We start from the raw sequence: 19,830 nt of genomic DNA on the forward strand, positions 1-19,830 counted from the left end.
CTGCTCGCGGCAGCCCGCCCAAAAAAATATGTGAACCCGGCCACATCCTCACCCATCCTTTCCTTGAGCTGGTGCGAAGTACTGTTATCCCCTCCCCGGGGCATCAACATCACACGCGCGTGCATGAGGAGATTTTTCTGATGAATAAGACACTCCGCTTTATGGCTGTACCCACCCTCGCCTTGGGCGCCCTTGCCATTTCCGGTTCCCCGGCCATGGCCGCCGACCAGTCCTACCAGACCACCCTCGGCCAGCTGAACGGCAGTTCAGCTTCTGGTACCGTTACCGTTGACGTCACGGGCAACCAGGCCCACGTTGTCCTGAACGTTTTCGGGCTGGCCGCGACGTTCATGGACGCCCCGTACCCGCACGTCCAGCACATCCACGGCGGTGCCAAAGGCATGTGCCCTGATCCTTCAGCTGATACCAACGGCGACCAGGTCATCAACACCACCGAAGGCGCACCAGCCTACGGCGGCATCGTCACCACCCTGTCCACCAGCGGGGACACCAGCCCGGCAGCAGGCCTTGACCTCAAGGTCGCCGGCCAGGGCGCCACGTACACCATTGACCGCACGTTCGAATTGAACGCCGAAACCAAGGCCGCCCTGGAAGCAGGCACCGCAGTGGTGGTTGTCCACGGCCTTGACCCCGCAACGCTGAGCCCTGCCGCCCAGGCAGCCAAGAGCGATCTTGTCCCTGAGCTTCCGCTTGCCGCCACCTCCCCCGCCCTGTGTGGAACCTTGACGGCCGGGCAGATGAAAATGCCCGCAGGCGGCGCAGCAACCGGCATCCCACAGGAGACCGGCACCGACACCGGAGCCCTCGCCGTCGGTTCCGGCATGGCACTTGTCGCCCTCGCCGGCGGAGCCTACGTCGTCCGCCGCCGCAACGCTGCAGCCTAAGCGTTGAGAGGATCAATACAGTGACACCCAAGAACCCCGGCCACCACAGAGGCCCCCTGGCCTCCACGGCGGCCGGGGTTCTGCTCCTGCTCACCCTCGCCGGCTGCGCCGGACCCGCCACCACCCAGGATGCCGGAACGGCACCTCCAGTCTCGGTTTCAGCCCCTGCTGCGCCTGGCACTCCCAGCGCTCCCGCGGCTGCGGCCGCCCCGGCACCCGCCCCCGCCGCGGTCCCGTCCGGACAGCAGCTTCCGCCGGTCATGGCTGCCTCGGCTCCCGTGACCCTGACCATTCCCTCGATCTCGGTCCGGACGGACCTGATCCACCTGGGACTGGAAGACAACGGCTCCCTGAAAGTGCCCCAGGATGACGGCAACGGCGCCCCTGCCAGCTGGTACGACGGCTCCCCCACGCCGGGGGAACGCGGACCCTCTGTGTTGCTGGGCCACGTGAACTCGCCCAATGGTCGTGGCGGCGTTTTCGCGGACCTGCGCAAACTCACCCCCGGCGCTGAAATCACCGTCTCCCGGGCCGACGGCAGCACCGCCGTGTTCACCGTTGACCGCGGCGCCCTCTACCCCAAGGACAAGTTCCCCACCCTCGAGGTCTACGGCAACACTCCCGGGTCCGAGCTGCGGCTGATCACCTGCGACGGCTACGACCCCGCCACCGGGGAGTTTGATGACAACTACGTCATCTACGCCACCCTCAAAGCCTGAGAAACGGCCGCCACCGCCCAGACGGGGCGGCCAGGATGGAAAAAGCGATGAAACAGCACACGCCCTTGCTGGCCTCCCTGGCACTCTCGGCCCTGCTGCTAACCGGCTGCGCCACAACGGCCGGATCCATCACCGCACGGTCCGGCCCCTCGGCACCAGCAGCTTCCACCGAAACCGGGCACTCTGACAGCCACGGCAGTGGTCACCACGACGCCAATTCGTCATCACCGGGTGCACCCAATGCCGACGAGCCCAGCGAGGCTGCCCTGATGGTGTGCGGGGACCAGCCCATGGACAGGCTCACCGCCATCTTGGACCTTGATTCGGACCCGCACACCATCAACGACTGGGCGGACAGCACCTTCACCTGCACCTACCACCTGGACGAAGGGGACCTGGTCATCTCGGTCAAGGAAGCAAAAGACCAGCACACGGCACTGACCTACTTCGATGCGATGCAGGCCCTCGCAAAGGACGCCACACCCATCGAGGGCCTCGCCAACCTCGGCTTCCCCGCCTACGAAACAGCTGACGGATCAGCAGTCTTCCAAAAGGACAGCTTCATCCTCCAGGTAGACGCCACAGACCTGCCCGCCACTTTGGGACCGGAGAACATCACCAGGAACGCCCTGGCCTACCAGCTCTCCACCACCATCCTCGCCTGCTGGATCGAACACCCCTGACAGTGCAGGATTCATCGTCCCAGCCCGCCCACCGAAAGGTTTCATCATGAAGGCAAGCAAAAGAACCGGCAGCGCATTCGGACTCGCAACAGCAGTTGTACTGGTCCTGTCCGGCTGCGGGGGCATGTCCGGGTCAGGCACGACAGCGGCCCCGACGTTGACCGAGCAGTTCCCGTCAGCTCCTGCCGCCACCACAGAACCTGCTCCTACAGCTTCCGGCACGGGTTCAACACCTGCGGTGGCCCCGGCCGAAATACTGATCAAGGACTTCAAATACCAGGGCGGGGAAACTGTGAGCCCCGGAGCAGAAATCACTGTCACCAACGAAGACAGCGAACCCCACACCGTCACCGCTGATACGGGCAACGAGTTCGACGTCACCATCAAAGGCAGCGAAACCACCACCTTCACCGCCCCGACCCAGCCCGGGACCTACCCCTACCACTGCAACTTCCACGGCAACATGAAAGGCACCCTCACGGTGAAATAACACCCTGGGGGAAGCCAGTCACAGGTACTTCCAAGCTGCTATTTGAGCGCGCCACGTGACCCGTGCCTGGCCGGAGAGCACTGCGCCGGGCGCCTGCCGCAGTTGGGGGTGAACAGTAAGGTTTCCACCGTCAGTGGCGGACAAGGCCATGGAGCAGATCCGCTCCCGTATACAGCACCGGCATCACATTGGCGCGGTGGCACGTGGACGCCGGGCTGGCTACACGAGTGGCCACAAGGCGTTACCTACTTTCCCCCATAAAAAGTAGGTAACGCCCCACTGCAGACCTAACGCGAGAAGACCATTCTGGGAATAGCGGCAAAAAGAACCATTTTATGCAGCGGCATACCCCTCCTGCACCTTCCACCGAGGTGCTACCCATATGGTTGCTCGGGCTTCGGCCGAAGGAAGACTGCGCGCATCCCATCCGCCTTCCCGATGTCAGTGTGACGATGGCTTACAACATAGCCGTTCAAGACATCTACTCGATGGCTTACCCCGACGCCTGTAGCGTCTTTCAAGGACAGCCCACCGGTTCCCCCATCGGTGGGCTTTTCTTGCCCCTTACCAGCAGGACAGTGCACAGTGCCGGTTTTGCGCGAAGTTTGTCTGTCACCAGGGGACTGTAAGAAAAACGGTGGGAACGGCGTGGCCTGACCGAAAGGCAAGGCTATGACCGAGACCGCAGAGATGATCGATCCCATGACGGGAGAGATCATCGATCAGAAGGAGCTCGCGGAGGCGCTGCTGGAGCAGGCGCGTGAGCAGGGCGTGAGCCTGCTGGGCCCGGGTGGGCTGTTGGCAGGCTTGAAGAAGAATGTGCTTGAGACCGCGCTGGAGGCGGAGATTACCGAGCATCTCGGCCACGAGCGCCACGGGGCGGCCGAGAGCGGGAATGTGCGTAACGGGACCCGGTCCAAGACCGTATTCACAGAGGTCGGCCCCGTTGATATCGATGTTCCCAGGGACCGGGCGGGTAGCTTCGAGCCGCGGATCGTGAAGAAGCGCCAGCGCCGCCTGGACGGGATCGATGAGGTCGTCCTGTCCCTGACGGCCCGTGGCCTGACGACCGGAGAGATCGCAGCGCACTTCGATGAGGTCTATGGCGCCACCGTCTCGAAGGACACGATTAGTCGGATCACGGAGAAGGTCTCGGAGGAGATGGCGGAATGGGCCAACAGGCCCCTTGACCGCGTCTACCCGGTGGTCTTCATCGATGCGATCCACGTCAAGGTCCGCGATGGGCAGGTGCGCAATAAGCCGTTCTACGTCGTCTTGGGCGTCACCGTGAACGGTGAACGCGACATCCTCGGAATCTGGGCCGGAGATGGCGGGGAGGGCGCGAAGTACTGGCTCGGGGTGCTGACCGAGATCAAGAACCGCGGGGTGGAGGACGTGTGCATCGTGGTGTGCGACGGGCTTAAGGGCTTGCCCGAGGCGATCACTACCGTCTGGGAGCAGGCGACTGTCCAGACGTGCGTGATCCATCTGATCCGCAACACTTTCCGCTACGCACCGCGCCAGCACTGGGACGAGCTCTCGCGGGATCTCAAGCCTGTTTACACCGCCCCTACCGAAGCGGCGGCCCGTGAACGCTTCGCCGATTTCGAGGCCAAGTGGGCTACGAAGTACCCGGCCATTGGGCGTCTCTGGCGAAGCGCCTGGGCTGAGTTCGCCCCGTTCCTTGACTGGGATGCCGAGATCCGAAGGGTGATCTGTTCGACGAATGCGATCGAATCCCTCAATGCTCGCTACCGGCGCGCGGTGCGGGCACGAGGTCATTTCCCGAACGACGCCGCGGCGCTGAGAAATGCCTCTACCTCGTAACCCGTTCCCTTGACCCCACAGGGCAGGGACGAGCACGATGGGCCACGAGGTGGAAGCCGGCTTTGAACGCATTCGCGATCGCATTCGAAGGCAGAATCAATTAACCGCAAGCCAGGCCAGACCCACCGTTAATCTGACAGACCCGTCACCAGCCCTGCTCTCCATCGCTGCCGCCCGGGTCAGGGCAGGGCCGTGCCGAGGGTGGTGAAAACATAGCCTTTGTCCAGCAGGGCCGGGATCGCTGCCGAGAGTCCGGCCCCCGTGCCGGAGCCGGGGTGGTTTCCGTGGGAGATGATAATGTCCCCCGGCCGTGCTTTGGCCGTTTCGGCCGCGACCACGGATGCCGGGTAGGTCGCCCCGGCGTCGGCGTTGATGCTGAACCCGGTGGGGACCACGCCCAGGGCGAGGGCGATCTCGGCCGCCACGTCATCCAGGTAGGCGGTGCCGGGACGGAAGAAGCGAGGGCGCTTACCGGTGATTTCCGTCAGGAGGTTGTCGTTGGACATGATCTCCTCATAAACCTGGCCGCTGCTTTGCGTTCCGGGGATTCCGTAGGCGGAGTTACCGGCCACACTCAGCGGCGCGTGGCGGGTTCCGTGGTTGGCCAGTTCGAAGAGGGGCTCGGCCGCGAGCTCCCGTGTCAGGGCTCGGTTGTGGTGGATCCATCGGGCGTTCAGGAACAGTGTTGCCGGAATCCCGAGGTGTTTCAGCGTCTTCAGAGCTACATGGTCGGTTCCGTTGCCTCCCGGACCGCCGCAAAAGTCAAGGGTCAAGGCGATTCCTGCTGCGGGTTCTGGCAAGACCTGAAGGACGTTCGGCGCCTGCAGACCCCAGTAGGAAGGACTACGCCCCGAGAATTCTGCGATGATCTGCTCCTGCGACCGGGTTGTCGGCTCCGGCCCGGAAGCCGGTACGGCGGGCTCTGGTTCAGGAGAAACGAGGGGTATAGGTGCAGCCGCTGACGTTGCTGGCACCGGGGCAACTGTCCTCGGCCGCAGTGCCGAGGACGACGGGCCGGTGGCCTCCACTGGCTTGCATCCGGAGAGCAGCAACACCGCCGCTGACAGGAGGAACACCCGGCGCTGCGGATTACCGATCAATTGATGCATGACAAATTCCCCCCATTGATATCCCTGCGCGTTAACAGCAAATCGGCCGCGCAGGCCATGTCCACCACCACCGTACATTCCGGGACCGGAAGTTACCTTGTAACGGTTGGTTGTGGCGGGAGTTTTGGAACGACTTGTGGAGCAGCAAGATTACGCGTGTTCCGTGGACCCAGGCCCACCGGGGGAAGCTCTTCTTCAGGTGTCCCGATTCCAAGGAACTGAAATAGCAAATTCTTCATGAATTTTCCAGTACCGGAAGTCTTCATTCGTGGCAATGTGTTCGACTTTGAAGCCGCGGGAGGTTTCGATGTAAGCGGCATCGTGCGCCTTAAAAATGTCAATCTCGAGCGATTTGAACAACGCTGTTGGTCCAGTCTGATCAAAGCTGTGGCGAACGCGGCATGGTAGGTAGCGGAAGCCGCCAAGCCCGGAAATCCAGCTAGCGTTCCGTATGTACGTGAAGGTAAGGGCACACTCCAACCTGACGTCAGGGCGCCTGGCCAGTGCAAATGTTGCCTGCGCGGCGAACTCCGGCTTGTTTTCAGGAGCCCGGGAGTTCACAGCATGTGACATAGCCACCGCGTGCCCCAAGAGGATTTCACCCCAGTCCAGACTCTTCGACCATTTCGAGGTTATTTTGGCCAAGTACTCTCGCTTCCTTTTCCCTCCGACTGTCAGGGTGGGATCTGAAAACATCATGAGGAACTGTGAATAATGCGGAAAATTGACATTGCTCTGACGCCAAAGCGCGCAGGAGAAACTCGAGTGCCAGGCATGCCAAGAATCTCGTCGGATGCGAAGGGTTGCCTAAGCAGCGAAGGAAACACCGCGGAGAATGTGAGACGGCACAGTTCATCCTGAGGGGCAGTTCATAGGTTTCCATATTTGATATTTAGTGATCTCCACTTTGGGCCCGGCGCTGTTCCCTGCCCAAGGCGACCTCCGCACGGCGTGTAGCGGACCCTGCTCCCGCCCCCGGAACAACCTGCGGGAGTTCCAAGGAGGTGGCCTCTCCCCCGGGCCGCCAGTCCCGATCCTCTTCGTGCGGTGAAGACGCCATCGACCCCCATGGACTACCTGAAGCCCAAACATCACTCGCACATTATGATGGATTTATCCGACATGAGAGTGTGATTGGCGTGAATAAGATCCAGGACGCGCGGGAACTTGGCGAGCAGGTGAAAAGTCACCGGCTCCATGCTGGCCTGTCCCAGGAGGAACTTGCCCGTACAACCGGTATCAGCCGTTCAACCCTCATTGATCTTGAGCAGGGCAGGAACGTCTCCATCAGCACTGCCCTAAAGGTTCTTTCTCAGCTGGGCGCCGGGCTGGCGATCGCGGGGACCGCCCGGGAACCGAAACTTCACTGGACCGCGGAAACGGCAGCCCGTGAGATTAAGCGGGAACTGCGCAACGGCGATCCGGATTTTGCTATGCGCGTGCTGTCCATGGCCGCCAGTTATTTCGACGATCTTAATCCAGCTGATCGCCGACAATTCCTCCGCGCTCGGCCCGGGTCGACTGGACGAAAGCGCTGGGATGCCCTGCTGGCCCGGACTTTCGCCTACAAATGCCATCAGCACGGGATAAAAGAGCCGGACTGGACGAGCACTGCCCCGCTGGCGTCGAAGTGGTATGCCACCCCGCGCAAGCACGTATCGCCTGCCTGGAAGCAACGAATGACGGACCGGACCCCCATTGAATTCGCCGAAGCAAATATCGTCTTCGATGCCGCGAACCTGGCCGCAGCATGAGGAAGGGTCGCCGGCCATCTTACGGATCGGATGAGGAAATGGGCCTGGACCCGCGATGGCTGAACAACGCCGCCCGGGCCTACATCCCTGACGGACAGGACACGGAGGCGGCGGAAGTGACGATTGCCGACAACCTCGTGCTGCGCGTCGCCTCACAAGGTTCCTCTTAGCCATGAAGCTCGCGGCCGGCCGGGACCGTGACATCCCCGACATCGCGGTACTCTGTCAAGCCCTGAACATAAGCACCCCGAAGCGGCCGTAGACATAGCGGTCGAGCTTTACGGTGAGCACTCAATGCAACTCAGTAACCGCGACGGTTTGCTCCTGGTCGCCCAAGAGGCCCTGGACAGGAACAACAACTACCCCAGCGCTACCGTAGACGATTTCTACCGTGACGATCGCAGAATCCGTTGGTGCTAGGGGGCGGAACGAATCCCTTGGTTCAACGACTGGTGCAGTCACCAGCCTGACAGAATCTCCTATATCGGCGTTCGCAATCGGCGGGTTGCGTGGAATCGAGCTAGTCCCGTTTGTGAAACTGCCGGTGTAAATGTTCGTCGGTCATCCGGTACCGCATGTTCCCTTCGAGCAGACGCGGTTCAATCCACACCTCGTAGTTGTCAGCTGCCGAAAATAGCTCACGTCCTTGTACGCCATCTGCCGCTACCCAGAGCAGATTGGAGTCCTGCATTGCGTCTTCAACAATGCCGGCACGGACGAGGGTGCCCCACCTCGTTATTTCCACAGGGGCGCCGATCAGTAGGTTCCATTCCTTCATCGGGTACTTGACCGTTCGTTTTAGTGACATATGGAGCCTAACGGCCGCAGTTCTGAGCCAGATTTTGAAGCCCTATCACCCGGTGTGGTTCCTCAAGTGTTCCTGCTGCCGGCCTGCGCAGAGTTGTGGAGGCGCAGGCAGCAGGAGTCGGCGTCGAGGGATTCTGTCTTGAACCAGAACCGGACGTAGTAGTGGCATCAGGCGTAGTGACGCGTTTGTCCCTCTGTGGTGAAGTCGTTTCCCTCGCCAAGATGGTCTCCCTGTTTTGGATAGCGTGAGGTTTGAGCCGCGCGATGCGAGCCACCGCGTCAGTGTGGTTACAGATCCAAAGCAACCGACGGGCTGTGCCGGGGCCTCGTTCCTACCGCGTCATCCTCCAGAAGCAGGCATGTATGTATTCAACCCGTCCTTTGTATGCCCTGAATGGGGCGGTTGCCGTGGTTGTCCGTGCTATGCCCGGGATGCCTCGACGAAGGCCAGCACACGCGCTGGACTAGCTGTCCCGCCGACAATCGGCAACGGTGTGACGACAATGCAGGTCCCGGTAGCCGGAAGCCGGTTGACGTTTTTCAGCGACGTTACGCCGTACTTGTCGTTACCAAGGAGGAAGTGATGCATTGGGAAAGGCGGTTCGAGACCGAATCCCGCCCCAGCATCAATGCCGACGGTCTCGACACCGAATCCTGCGATTTCCGTCTCTTCAGCCAGCCAGCGCGCGCAATCAGATGAGACGCCAGGGGTATGTGGCCCTGTTTCATCGGCGTTGAGGAACAGAGCTTCGTCGTGCCCATATTGATCCCATCCTGTGCGGTAAAGCAGCCAAGCACCCTTGGGCAGCTTGCCATGGGCGTCCTCCCACGCCTTAACATGGTGGACCTCGAGCAGGAAGTCCGGGTCTGCGGCGACTTCGGTGCTCACATCGATCACGACGGCGGGTCCGACGAGTCTCTCGACGGGCAGTTGGGATACGTCCCGGCCTGCCCGACCGCTGATCCAGTGAATCGGAGCATCGACGTGTGTGCCGAAATGCTCTCCAACATGAATGTTGTTGTGAGCCCACATGGGACCGCGTTCATCGTAAGCGGCAACCTCTTCGAGGCTGAGATCGATCACATTGGTCAGCGGTTCGGGCAAGCGCAGAGCGGGAGTCTCCGGCGTCAGTGGTGTGGTGAGGTCGATGACCTGGATGTGTCCTTGTGCCAAGCCTTCGAGCAGGCAGTCAAGCGTACCGGCCCCTGCGGTCGGTGCTGTCTCGGTCATGGTCGTTCCTGCCTCTCGATCTCTCATGCAAGCCGGAGTTTGTGTTCCAGGGATTTGTTTGGGCTTTCCTTAGTGGCCTTTGAACGCTTCCTCAAGCCACCACGAGGCAAAGCTGACGGTCTTCGCGTCGATCAGCAGCGGGGTATCACGAGGTCCAGCGAGCCACTGACGGACGGGATCGAGGTCCCTGGGTGTCCTGACGGTGGCGGCTGTGAAACCATACCCGCGGGCGATGGCCGCGAAGTCGGTGTCGGGGAACGTAATGAGGCCAAGTGCGTGGTCGCTTTCACCGAAATGGTGGACTTCGGCCCCATAGGCGGAGTCGTTGTAGACGATAACTACCAGCGGAATGCCCAGACGGACGACCGATTCCATCTCGGCCGACGCCATCAGTGCACCGCCGTCACCGGTACCAAGAACCGGAAGACGGTCCGGCTGAGCGTACGCGGCGCCAATAGCACTGGCTAGACCGAGGCCGACACACTGGAATGCTTGGCTGAAGACGAGCCCGTTCTCGTCCGGGATATCAAGGAAAGCGCTGGGGTAGCCGAGAAAGTTACCCGAATCGACCGCCACCACGCGTTCCTTATCGAGCAGGCGGTCCAGAGCGATGGTTAGCGTGCGGGGGTCTATGCGCTCACCGTCACCGAGATCCTCGTAAGGAACGTCCTGCCAGCGGCCCTCACACTTGATAGCCTTGGCCATTTCTTCCGTGCGGTAGCCAACCCGCGACAAACCACGCTTTTGCAGCTCCTCCGTCACTGCGGCTGCCGTGACAGCGGAGTCACCGAGTACCCCCAAGCTGATGGGACGGTGCTTACCAGGTGCCAGGGGATCTACATCGACCTGCACCACAGTGGCTTCGGGACCAATGAGCGTGCCGTGACGCATTGTCCACATATTCAACGCCGAACCGAACGAGATAATCAGATCGGCGCCGCGGATGCTCCGTGCCGCCAAGGGCGTACTGAAGCCGCCGGAGATATCCAGGTAAAAGGGGTCATCATTGAACAGCCCCCTGGCAACGGCGGAGGTTGCCAACAGAGCCCCCGACGCCCGGGCAAGTTCCCGCAACTCAGGACCGGCATTGCGGCCGCCACGGCCGGCAATGACAACTGGGCGTTCGGACCGCTCGATAAGATCGGCCAAGCGGGTAACAGCTCCGGTTGCGGGCGCCACCAAGGAGCTCAGGGCGGCTAAACCGGGCAGGGATGGCAGAAACTGTTCAGTGGTCTCAGCGCCCTGCACATCAAGGGGCAGATTGACCAGCACAGGGATGCGCCGTGTGACGGCGATCCGATAAGCAAGGGCAACATCGCGGGCTGCGGTTTCGCGAGTGATGCGGAAGCTGACAGCCCCTACCGATTCGACCAGGCGGTCCTGCTCAATGCGGAAGTTGGAGTGAATTGCCGAAGCTGCAACCTCCGCTGTAAGAATCAGCATCGGAGAACCCGATTTGGCAGCCTCTGCTATGCCGGTTATTGCGTTTGTGAGGCCGCAGCCCTGGTGCAGTGAGATGGCAGGAACGGAGTCACCAACTCGCGCGAAAGCATCAGCCATGGAAGCTGCACCGCCCTCATGGCGCGCTGCGACGTAGGTTGCCCCGTGCTCGACAAGGGCTTTCGTAATGTCATAGTTGCCGCTGCCAACGACGCCGAAGACCTGCCGAACGCCAAGGCCAACAAGCGTTTCGGCCACTTTCTCAAATACACGCATCTGAATACTTACCTCGACTATCGGTAGGGGCAGTGGGGCCACAAGGTTTTGATCAACATGCTTCCCTGCCGGGGGCGGACATGGCTAATGCCAATTTGCGCGCCCCACATTCGTATTAGGGCATACCTGGCCCCTCCACGGCCCCTGGGTGTTTTCGCATATCGGCAGGAATTGTCCTGCGGATGCCGATGGCCACCTGCTCCATGCATCGCAACATCAGGGCGACGGCGGGGCTTGGCAACCTGTCCGGCAATGTGGTCACACCAACAGTCTGTCCGATGCCTTTGATTCGCGCATCCACGAGGCGCAGCAGCGGGTCGGCGGCGGCGATCGTGTGCGGTTGAAGGGCGAGAAAGTCGGTTTCTGCCAGGATGGCACGAAGCGTCATCGGTGAGGAACAATCGACCTGCTCCTCGGGCAGGTCGAGCCGCTCACGGGTAAAAGCCCGCTCCAGCTCTCCGCGTAGTGCGGTCTGCCCCACAGGCATGACCCAGGGGTAATTCCGCAGCTCGGCCAGAGTCGTTGGACCGAGGTCAAAAACAGGATGTCCAACCCGCGCAACAACCTCGAAGGGCTCATGATAGAGAGCGGCCTGCTGCAGCTCCGGCACGCCGTGCTGGGCAGTGAGGCGTCCTACGACAACGTCGATTTCACCGGCCACGAGACCGCTGGTTAACCGGTCGGGGGTTGCCTCGTGGACGTAGATGTTCACGTGCGGGCGTTGCTGTTTCAGCAGCGCTATCGCCTTGGGTAGCAGCAGGTTTCCGCCGGCTACATATGTGCCGACCGTAACCGATCCGGCGGTCGCATCCGCAAGCTCGGCTATGTGTTGTGTCGCCTGCTTGAGGTGTCCCACGACGGCCCGTGCATGGTCGATGAAAACTTCCGCAAACGGTGTGGGTCGAACGCCACGCGCCCCTCTTTCGAACAGCGGGGCTCCCAGAGCCTCCTCGACCTCGCGCAGTCCCCGGCTGACCGCTGGCTGGGTGATGTAGAGGTGTCTGGCCGCGCTGACGATGCTGCCCTGTTCGGCGATGGTCAGCACCAGGACGAGGTGGCGAATTTTGAGCGGCCCGTTTAGGAGAGATCTGATGTCCATGGCGACGATGATATGCCCATGTGGACATGGGAGGTACAGGAATAAGCATTCGACGGACATGGACTCTGCGAGCAGACTGGGTGATGTAACCCACATCGACGACCCGGGAGAAGTGTCCATTATGGCGATTCCTACCCTGCGTAACTTCGTCGGCGGAGCCTTTGTTGACGCGACCGCTGCCACGTTTGAAAAAATCAGCCCGGTGGACGGCAGCGTGGTCTCTTACGTTGCCGAAGCCGACCGCGGCACTATCGACATGGCAGTGAAGGCAGGCCGCGATGCCCTGCAGGGCCACTGGGGCCGTTCAACTGTCAATGAGCGGGCAGCGCTGCTGCGCCGCATCGCCGACCGTATCGAGGCACGTTTTGATGACCTGCTGGTGGCGGAAATCGCGGACACTGGCAAACCGGAAGCTCTGGCCCGGGACCTTGACGTCGCTCGCGCGGCCGCTAATTTTCGGGCATTTGCCGACATTATTTCCGCCGAGGGCCTCGACTCCTTCCTGACCGAACTGCCCGACGGACGCCGGGCTCTCAATTACGCGCTTCGCCGGCCGCTGGGTGTCGTTGCCGTAGTGGTGCCCTGGAATCTGCCGCTGCTGTTGCTGACATGGAAGGTTGCCCCGGCGATCGCATGCGGGAACGTCGTCATCGTGAAGCCATCGGAGGAAACACCATCTTCTGCCACGGTGCTCGCGGAGATCATGGCCGAGGCGGGAGTGCCCGATGGCGTGTTCAACCTGGTTCACGGCTTTGGGCCGAACTCCGCCGGAGAATTCCTCACCACGCATGAGGGCATCGATGGAATCACTTTCACAGGCGAATCATCGACCGGTTCGGCTATCATGCATGCCGCCGCAGCCAACGTGCGGCCCGTTTCCTTTGAACTCGGCGGCAAGAACGCTGCACTCGTCTTCGCCGACACCGATATCGAACGCGCCATAGACGGACTCACCCGGTCCATTTTCACAAACACCGGCCAAGTGTGCCTCTGCACCGAACGTGTGTACATCCAGCGCCCTATTTTTGATGAAGTGGTCGAGGGACTGGCCGAGCGCGCCAAGGGCTTGACGCTTGGTAAGCCCCGGGACGCCCGCACCACGACTGGTCCGCTTATTTCGCTGAACCATCGGCAGAAAGTGCTTTCATACCTCGAACGGGCACAACAGCAGGGTGGAGACGCAATCGTGGGCGGCGGCATCCCGAACCTTGGTCAGGAGCTCAGCCGCGGCGCCTGGATCGAACCGACGTTGTGGACCGGACTCAGCCACGACGCGCCCGTCATGCGTGAAGAAATTTTCGGTCCCGTCGCTGGCCTTATCCCCTTTGACGATGAGGAAGAAGCAATACGTTTGGCCAACGATACAAAGTACGGACTGGCCGCCTCCGTCTGGACCAGCGATCTGGACCGTGGTCACCGCGTGGCCGGACGCATGAATACGGGCATTACGTGGGTCAATACATGGTTCCTGCGTGACCTTCGCTCCCCTTTCGGCGGCGCCGGGCTGTCCGGCATCGGCCGCGAGGGCGGCACTCACTCCCTGCATTTCTACACCGAGCCCACAAACGTGTGCGTGAATCTCAGCGAGGCCTGATCTTAGTGACCACTACACAGTCAACCACCCACGAAGCCACGGCGATTGCCCGCCAGCTCGACCAAGCTGAGCGTGAGGGCAACGCCATCGCCCAATTCGGTGACATGCTCTCTCTTGAGCAGGCCTACCAGATACAGTCCGAACTGCTCGCGCTTCGCTTAGCCCGGGGAGAGCGCATTGCCGGCGCCAAACTCGGTTTCACCAGCGAGGCAAAAATGGCGCAAATGGGCGTGCATGAAGTTATCGTCGGATTCCTGACTGCGGACATGCATGTGGACGGAGGCGCCGCTCTCGCGCTTGAAGGGCTCGTTCACCCGCGCATCGAACCTGAGGTTGCCTTCCGCTTCGGGCGGGCTATTCCGCCAGGGGCATCGGAGGAGCAGATTATTGCGAGCGTTGACGCGGTCGCTCCCGCACTTGAGATCATAGATTCGCGCTATCGGGACTTCTCCTTCAGCCTCGCCGACGTCGTCGCGGACAATACCTCCGCAAGCCGCTACGTGCTGGGGGAATGGACAGAATTCACAGACGATCTTGCCGGCCGCGCCGTAACCCTGCTCGTCGACGGAACAATCACCGAAACGGGAAATACTTCAGCGATCCTCGGCGATCCCATGAATGCACTCAAAGCGTTCGCACGAATGAACTCGCGCTACGGGTCGGGGCTGCCGGCGGGCGCCGTGCTTCTGGCGGGCGCGGCGACCGCCGCGGTCGCTCTGGCGCCAGGACGCACAATCACGGCGATTGTCGCTGGCATCGGCACTGTCGAACTGGAGACGGCCGGAGCTGCAGCATGAGCGGCGCCAGGCTCATTGAGCACTTGGCAAAGCCCCGGGGCCGCTTTCCTCACGTCAAGGTCGCAGGGGACTTCATCTACGTGTCCGGGACAAGCAGCAGGCGCCCGGACAACACCTTCGCCGGCGTAGAAGCGGACGAGCTGGGCACAACAAGCCTGGATATTCGAGCGCAGACTGAGGCGGTCATCGAGAACATCGGCGAGATCCTGCGCAATGTCGGCGCCTCCCTCGACGATCTCATCCAGGTCACGGCATTCCTGGTCAACATGAACGACTTCGGCGGCTACAACGAAGTGTACGCACGGTACTTCGACGAAAACGGTCCCACCCGCACTACCGTCGCAGTCCACCAGTTGCCCCACCCGCATCTTCTGATTGAGATTCAAGCCGTGGCACACAAGCGGCAACACTGAACCACCATCATCACCACAACCGGAGTAACAAGGAGTAAGGCAATGACCGACAGCAAGAACAAGACGAATGTCCTGCCCGTCTTCAACTTCCAGCATTGGCTGGCCGAGAACGAGGCCTCACTGAAGCCGCCGGTAAACAACAAGGCCATGTGGACCCAGGTAGACGATTTCATCGTGCAGGTCGTGGGGGGCCCGAATCAGCGCACCGACTTTCACGTTGATCCCTACGAAGAATGGTTTTACCAGGTCAAAGGCAACATGCACGTCAACATTGTTACCGATGAAGGCGTGAAGCGGGTCGATATCCGCGAGGGCGAAATGTGGCTGCTCTCCGGGAATATCCCGCACTCGCCCCAGCGCCCGGAGGCCGGCTCAATCGGCATCGTCATCGAAAGGATCCGCGAGGAGGGCACCACCGAGAAATTCCAGTGGTACTGCCTGGAATGCTCACACCTCGTTCATGAGGTCGAACTGCAGGTGCGGGACATCGTCGCTGACCTGCCGCCGGTATTCGAGAAGTTCTATGCCAGCGACGCGGCCGCCCGCACTTGCAGCAACTGCGGCTCCGTCCACCCCGGCCGGGGCTGACCTCCGGGTCCGACAAGACACGAGGAAAAGAACACGTGCACACCGTTCAAGCAACCATAGACATTCATACCCACTACGTGCCCAAGGGCTGGCCGGATCTCGAGAGGGAAACCGGCGGCAGCGGCCCCTGGCCCTGGCTGCGCAGCGATTCGGAGCGGGAGGCAATGCTTATGCTTGGCTCCAAAGAGTACCGTCCCCTCCGAGCCGCTGCGTGGGCCGCCGAAGAGCGGCTGGCCGCAATGGATGCTGACGGCGTCGACGTGCAGGTAGTCTCACCCACTCCGCTGTTCTTCTCCTACGCCCGTGAAGTTCCAGAGGCCATAAAGGTCAGCCGCATCTTCAATGACCTCGCTCTCGAACTCTGCGTTCCAGCGCCTCAACGCCTGATCCCGTTCTGCCAGGTACCGTTACAAGACACAGACGCGGCCTGCAGGGAACTCGACCGGTGCCTGGACAATGGACACGTCGGCGTCGAGATCGGCAACCACGTGGCGGACCGCGACCTTGATGACGAAGGCATCATCGCATTCCTTCAGCACTGCGCGGACCGCAATGCAGCCGTCTTTGTCCATCCCTGGGACATGCCCAGCTCGCCACGATTGGAGCGCTGGATGGCCCGCTGGTTAGTGGGCATGCCCGGGGAGACACACCTTTCGATTCTCTCGCTCATCCTGGGCGGCGGCTTCGACAGACTCCCCCCACATCTGCGCTTGTGCTTCGCCCACGGCGGCGGGTCCTTTCCATACTGGGTCGGCCGCATGGACAACGCCTGGCACCAGCGGCCCGATCTCATCGCAACATCCGAATTTCCCCCGTCACATTATCTGAACCGGTTCAGTGTTGACTCAGCGGTTTTCAACAACGCCTCATTGCGGCTCCTAGTGGACGTAATGGGCAGCGAACACATCATGCTTGGTTCAGACTTTCCGTACCCCCTGGGCGAACGCCCAGCCGGAAACCTCATTAGGCAAGCGGAATTCCTTACAAAGGAACAACAGCAGCAGATGCTGGGCGGCAATGCCCAACAATTTCTCGGAATTGATTCCGGATTCACCATGCTGGCGGAAAAAAAGGCCGCCAGCTGATATCACGTCGGCGCGATCCCCACTGTCGTGGATCCTTACCGAAATCCCTTTTCCATCAGGAGACGCTCATGTCACAGCAAGCCCCTGGCGCTACTAGCGCCAAAAGTCCAGGAATCAGGCGTTACGTCATAGCTTCCCTCGTCGGAAACTCCCTGGAATGGTACGACTTCTTCCTATATGCAACAGCTGCGGCCATCGTATTCGGGAAACTCTTCTTCCCGGCCGACACCAATCCCCTCGTGGGAACGCTGGGTGCCTTTGTCGGGTTTGCCGTCGGATTCGCCGCCCGCCCCTTGGGGGGTATCCTCTTCGGTCACATTGGCGACCGGGTGAGCCGAAAATCCGCGTTGGTTATGACCCTGAGCATCATGGGCATCGCCACCTTCCTCATGGGACTGCTCCCCACCTATCAGCAGGTAGGAATCTGGGCACCCATCCTGCTGGTCATTCTGCGGATTCTTCAAGGCATCGCTGCCGGCGGCGAATGGGGCGGCGGAGTTCTGATCATCAGCGAAAACTCCTCCGACCAGCGCCGGGGACTCTTCTCTGCGTTCAGCCAGGGAGGAGTCACCCTCGGGTTCGTCCTCGCTTCTGCAGCTTTCTACCTGGCCCAACTGCTCCCGGAGGATCAGTTCATGGCGTGGGGCTGGCGTCTGCCCTTCCTCCTGAGCGTGCTGCTCTTCGGCGTCGGCATGTACATCAGGTTCCGTTTGCCGGAGACGAAAGAGTTCGAGCAGGTGAAAAAGACTGGCGAACGGGCATCGGTGCCCGTTTTGGCGGCGCTGCGGACTCATCCCAAGGAAATCTTGGTCGCAATGGGCCTGAGGGTGGCGGAAAACGGCGGTTCTTACCTGTTGCTGTCATTTTCCCTGGTTTACGGCGTGCACGTCGGAGTCGAAAGAGGAACGCTACTCCTGGGCGTGATGCTTTCCATGCTGTTCGCCTTTTGCACTATCGTCTTTTTTGGACACCTATCGGACAAGATCGGCCGGCGGAAGGTTTATGCTTTCGGCGCCTCAGCTCTGGCACTGATGGCCTTCCCATTCTTCTGGCTCATCGATTCAAACTCATCGGCCCTGATCATCGTTGCCTACTTCATCGGTAACGGAATCTGCCATGCAGCAATGATTGGGGCTCAGCCGGCATTTTTCCACGAACTGTTCAGCCCCGAAGTCCGCTACTCCGGCATGGCGTTGGGCCATGAGCTTGCCGCAGTATTTGCCGGAGGTCTGGCGCCCTTCATTGCCACCGCCCTGCTGCTCACATACGACAGCTCGACGCCCGTATCGTTGTACGCCATTGGACTGGCCGCGGTTACCTTGACGGCGCTGGCCTTCTCCAAGAATATGGGCCGGCACGGTACCTCGCCAACGGATGAGCAGACCGGTGTTTCTGCGCTCAAAGCGGGACAGCACTAGTTTCCGAACATTCCGGCCGACGACCCGAGTCCTGCCTCCGGGCAAGCCCCAGGCCTCAGGTGCACATCCGTCAGTGGCAGGCAGGCACTTGCAGTTCCTGCCACTGACGGAGGGCGAACAACAACACTAGAAGAGAAAAGAAACCAGTCATGGCAGTTTCCATCATCGGCGCGGGCGAGTCACCGTATACGCGACATCCTCAACCGGGAACCACCACATCACGCACGCTCGCTGACGCAATCGGCCGGGCCCTGAAAGATGCAGGGCTCACTCCGGGTGATGTCGATGGCTTCGCAGTCTCGAGTTTCACCCTGGACCCGGACCACGCAATAGACCTGGCCTGGAAGATGGGATTTGAGCTGTCCTGGCTTATGCAGGACACCAACGGCGGTGCCAGTGCCGGAAACATGCTCCAGCACGCGGTCCATGCAATTACGGCCGGCGACGCCTCCGTGATCGTGGTCGCAGCGGGAGACCTGATGGATCACACAGCCTTCGCCAAGCTAGTGGCCAGGTACAACAGCGCCACAGAGAACCACCTCTCGCCGTTGCCCCTGGCTGGTCCCAACGCTCTGTTTGCCATGTTGACAAGCCGACAGATGGAAAAGTTTGGCCTTGTGCGTGAGGATTACGGCCGGATCGCCGTGGCCCAGCGCCAGTGGGCAGCAGGAAACCCGGGGGCCGTCTACCGCACCCCGCTGACGCTGGACGACTATCTTGGAGCGCCCCTGGTCGCCGAACCATTGGGTCGATTCGACTGTGTTCCCCCGGTCACGGGTGCCGACGCGGTCGTCATAGTCGCTGATGAGAGAGCAGACGGGAAGCGGAAGGCCAAAGTACTCTCGGTTACCGCATCCTACAACGCCGACAACCAGGTCGGGGACGGCCTCCAAACCGGACTGCGGAAGTGTGCACCGTTGGCATGGGAGCGGGCAGGCGTCTCACCGGAGGATGTCGACATCATCAGTGTGTACGACGACTACCCGGCCATGGTGGTGGCGCAGTTGATGGACATCGGTGTCGTCACTGACGGTGCAGACATCGCAGAATTTATTGATACCCGAATCCATTCCCGGGATCTTGCGCTCAACACTTCAGGAGGGCAGCTCTCCGCTGGCCAGGCAGGATCGGCCGGTGGCTTGCATGGTCTCGTCGAAGCGGCGCGGCAATTGCGCGGGCAGGCAGGAGACAGACAAGTGCATGCAAAAACTGCTGCAGTCAGCGGATACGGCATGGTGCTGTACCGGCACGGATCATGCGCAAATTTGACAGTCCTGGAGGCGGGCCAGTGAGCGCAATCATCCAGACGTGCACTAACTGCTCGGCATCTTATTTCCCGGCCCGGCTCATCTGTCGCCACTGCCATGGGACAGAGTTCGCGGACGACAAGGCCGACACTGGAGTAGTTGAGACAACCACCCGGCTCTCCAATGGCTTACAGATAGCCACGATCACCTGCCCAGGTGATGTCTACCTCATCGCCCGCATCATTGGTGGAACTGCCGATGCCGGTGACCGGATCAGGCTGACTAACGATCCGAACGACGACACCGCAGTGGCTGCATTTGTGCCTCTGCACGGAACGGAACTTTAGG

The 19,830-nt window shown here is 61.1% G+C and carries 20 protein-coding genes and 1 pseudogene; 15 read left to right on the plus strand and 6 right to left on the minus strand.

From position 1 onward, the window contains the following. Positions 1-140 precede the first annotated feature (140 nt). The 5 genes and pseudogenes from FDW83_RS10495 (at position 141) to FDW83_RS10515 (ending at position 4,728) form a co-directional block, all read left to right on the plus strand. Positions 141-905: a CHRD domain-containing protein gene (locus FDW83_RS10495; RefSeq protein ID WP_171027531.1), complete on the plus strand. Its 765-nt coding sequence runs from the start codon at positions 141-143 to the stop codon at positions 903-905. A gap of 20 nt (positions 906-925) precedes the next feature. Continuing rightward, on the plus strand, positions 926-1,624 hold the full coding sequence (locus FDW83_RS10500) for a class F sortase (protein ID WP_138138035.1): 699 nt from the start codon (positions 926-928) through the stop codon (positions 1,622-1,624). Positions 1,625-1,671: 47 nt separating this feature from the next. Next, on the plus strand, positions 1,672-2,307 hold the full coding sequence (locus FDW83_RS10505; RefSeq protein WP_138138036.1) for a hypothetical protein: 636 nt from the start codon (positions 1,672-1,674) through the stop codon (positions 2,305-2,307). A gap of 46 nt (positions 2,308-2,353) precedes the next feature. Then, positions 2,354-2,797, plus strand: coding sequence for a cupredoxin domain-containing protein (locus FDW83_RS10510; protein WP_205754671.1), 444 nt, complete (start codon positions 2,354-2,356; stop codon positions 2,795-2,797). Positions 2,798-3,469: 672 nt separating this feature from the next. Continuing rightward, a pseudogene (locus FDW83_RS10515) lies at positions 3,470-4,728 on the plus strand (IS256 family transposase). Between the two features lie 75 nt (positions 4,729-4,803). Here FDW83_RS10515 and FDW83_RS19490 read toward each other — a convergent pair. Together FDW83_RS19490 and FDW83_RS10525 are read right to left on the minus strand one after the other, a co-directional pair. Then, the gene (locus tag FDW83_RS19490) at positions 4,804-5,397 is read right to left on the minus strand and encodes a polysaccharide deacetylase family protein (protein WP_240720945.1); all 594 of its coding nucleotides are present in this window, start codon (positions 5,395-5,397) and stop codon (positions 4,804-4,806) included. Positions 5,398-5,928: 531 nt separating this feature from the next. Then, positions 5,929-6,378, minus strand: coding sequence for a hypothetical protein (locus tag FDW83_RS10525; protein WP_138138038.1), 450 nt, complete (start codon positions 6,376-6,378; stop codon positions 5,929-5,931). Positions 6,379-6,872: 494 nt separating this feature from the next. Here FDW83_RS10525 and FDW83_RS10530 point away from each other — a divergent pair, with 494 nt between their 5' ends. Further along, positions 6,873-7,487, plus strand: coding sequence for a helix-turn-helix transcriptional regulator (locus FDW83_RS10530; RefSeq protein WP_171027532.1), 615 nt, complete (start codon positions 6,873-6,875; stop codon positions 7,485-7,487). Next, positions 7,484-7,657: a hypothetical protein gene (locus FDW83_RS19160; RefSeq protein ID WP_171027533.1), complete on the plus strand. Its 174-nt coding sequence runs from the start codon at positions 7,484-7,486 to the stop codon at positions 7,655-7,657. Before FDW83_RS10530 ends, FDW83_RS19160 begins: the two co-directional genes overlap by 4 nt. Positions 7,658-8,007: 350 nt before the next feature. Here FDW83_RS19160 and FDW83_RS10535 read toward each other — a convergent pair whose 3' ends face one another. The 4 genes from FDW83_RS10535 to FDW83_RS10550 all read right to left on the minus strand — a co-directional run bounded on the left by FDW83_RS10535 (position 8,008) and on the right by FDW83_RS10550 (position 12,340). Next, the gene (locus FDW83_RS10535; protein WP_240720946.1) at positions 8,008-8,265 is read right to left on the minus strand and encodes a hypothetical protein; all 258 of its coding nucleotides are present in this window, start codon (positions 8,263-8,265) and stop codon (positions 8,008-8,010) included. A gap of 450 nt (positions 8,266-8,715) precedes the next feature. Beyond that, on the minus strand, positions 8,716-9,525 hold the full coding sequence (locus FDW83_RS10540; RefSeq protein WP_138138041.1) for a cyclase family protein: 810 nt from the start codon (positions 9,523-9,525) through the stop codon (positions 8,716-8,718). 69 nt (positions 9,526-9,594) lie between these two features. Continuing rightward, positions 9,595-11,241: a thiamine pyrophosphate-binding protein gene (locus tag FDW83_RS10545; protein WP_138138042.1), complete on the minus strand. Its 1,647-nt coding sequence runs from the start codon at positions 11,239-11,241 to the stop codon at positions 9,595-9,597. A gap of 115 nt (positions 11,242-11,356) precedes the next feature. After that, positions 11,357-12,340, minus strand: a complete 984-nt coding sequence (locus FDW83_RS10550) for a LysR substrate-binding domain-containing protein (RefSeq protein WP_138138043.1) — start codon at positions 12,338-12,340, stop codon at positions 11,357-11,359. A 121-nt stretch (positions 12,341-12,461) separates the two neighbouring features. Here FDW83_RS10550 and FDW83_RS10555 point away from each other — a divergent pair, with 121 nt between their 5' ends. The 8 genes from FDW83_RS10555 to FDW83_RS10590 all read left to right on the plus strand — a co-directional run bounded on the left by FDW83_RS10555 (position 12,462) and on the right by FDW83_RS10590 (position 19,829). Beyond that, positions 12,462-13,934 carry a 2-hydroxymuconic semialdehyde dehydrogenase gene (locus FDW83_RS10555; protein WP_138138044.1) on the plus strand — a complete coding sequence of 491 codons (1,473 nt, stop codon included), beginning with the start codon at positions 12,462-12,464 and terminating at the stop codon, positions 13,932-13,934. Positions 13,935-13,939: 5 nt separating this feature from the next. Further along, positions 13,940-14,731 (plus strand): 2-keto-4-pentenoate hydratase, encoded by a 792-nt coding sequence (locus tag FDW83_RS10560; RefSeq protein WP_138138045.1) that lies wholly within the window; start codon positions 13,940-13,942, stop codon positions 14,729-14,731. Next, complete coding sequence (locus FDW83_RS10565) at positions 14,728-15,144, plus strand: RidA family protein (protein WP_138138046.1); 417 nt, start codon at positions 14,728-14,730, stop codon at positions 15,142-15,144. Before FDW83_RS10560 ends, FDW83_RS10565 begins: the two co-directional genes overlap by 4 nt. Positions 15,145-15,186: 42 nt before the next feature. Beyond that, positions 15,187-15,732, plus strand: a complete 546-nt coding sequence (locus FDW83_RS10570; protein WP_138138047.1) for a 3-hydroxyanthranilate 3,4-dioxygenase — start codon at positions 15,187-15,189, stop codon at positions 15,730-15,732. A 35-nt stretch (positions 15,733-15,767) separates the two neighbouring features. Further along, a complete protein-coding gene (locus tag FDW83_RS10575; RefSeq protein WP_171027534.1) occupies positions 15,768-16,817 on the plus strand; it encodes an amidohydrolase family protein in 1,050 nt (349 codons plus the stop codon). A gap of 68 nt (positions 16,818-16,885) precedes the next feature. Next, complete coding sequence (locus FDW83_RS10580) at positions 16,886-18,235, plus strand: MFS transporter (RefSeq protein ID WP_138138048.1); 1,350 nt, start codon at positions 16,886-16,888, stop codon at positions 18,233-18,235. Positions 18,236-18,384: 149 nt separating this feature from the next. Continuing rightward, complete coding sequence (locus FDW83_RS10585; protein ID WP_138138049.1) at positions 18,385-19,527, plus strand: thiolase family protein; 1,143 nt, start codon at positions 18,385-18,387, stop codon at positions 19,525-19,527. Further along, positions 19,524-19,829: a Zn-ribbon domain-containing OB-fold protein gene (locus tag FDW83_RS10590; RefSeq protein ID WP_171027535.1), complete on the plus strand. Its 306-nt coding sequence runs from the start codon at positions 19,524-19,526 to the stop codon at positions 19,827-19,829. Before FDW83_RS10585 ends, FDW83_RS10590 begins: the two co-directional genes overlap by 4 nt. Position 19,830 lies beyond the last annotated feature (1 nt).

Origin of the sequence: Pseudarthrobacter sp. NamE2 (genome assembly GCF_005796205.1) — a bacterium.
In the GTDB taxonomy this organism is placed as follows: Bacteria; Actinomycetota; Actinomycetes; order Actinomycetales; family Micrococcaceae; genus Arthrobacter.